1 pseudogene is annotated in these 500 nt (G+C 62.8%); it reads right to left on the reverse strand.

Going from position 1 to position 500, the window contains the following annotated elements:
* Window positions 1-226: 226 nt before the first annotated feature.
* Window positions 227-500 (reverse strand): annotated as a pseudogene (locus tag AWB81_RS44195) (IS30 family transposase); the annotation flags it as partial.

Below are 500 nucleotides of genomic sequence, written 5' to 3' on the forward strand. Positions count from 1 at the left end.
GCAAGATCGTCAAAGGTCTGCGCGATCAGGACAACCACCTGGTCACACGCGTGAAGTCCAATGCAGTCGCCTATGCCCCGTACGTGCAGCAAGGACCGCGCAAACGCGGCCGCCCCAGGCTTTACGGTGACAAGATCAAACTCAAATCGCTGCTGGCTGATCCCCAGGCCTCACAATCAGCCCCCAGCCCAGTCTATGGCGAGCACGACGTCACCATCCGGTATCGGAAGCCCGCCAGAGCTGAGGCGGCGGTAGCATCGTCCATCTTGGCAAGCAGCACCAGCCGGCTGGTGCGTTCAACCAGCACGCCAACGGAGGATTGGTTCCCAGCGCCTTTGATGAAGTCGCCTTCCCAGTGGCCAGGCAGCAGGCGGTCCTCGATTTCGGGCGGGCGTACGTGAATACTCACCATGTCGGGAATCTGCCCGCGTCGGTCTGTGCCGCGCGTGCGCGACATGCGGTTGTTGTGGCCGTGGCGCAGGCAGGCAATCAACTGGCGG

The organism is Caballeronia arationis, from assembly GCF_001544975.2.
In the GTDB taxonomy this organism is placed as follows: Bacteria; Pseudomonadota; Gammaproteobacteria; order Burkholderiales; family Burkholderiaceae; genus Caballeronia; species Caballeronia arationis.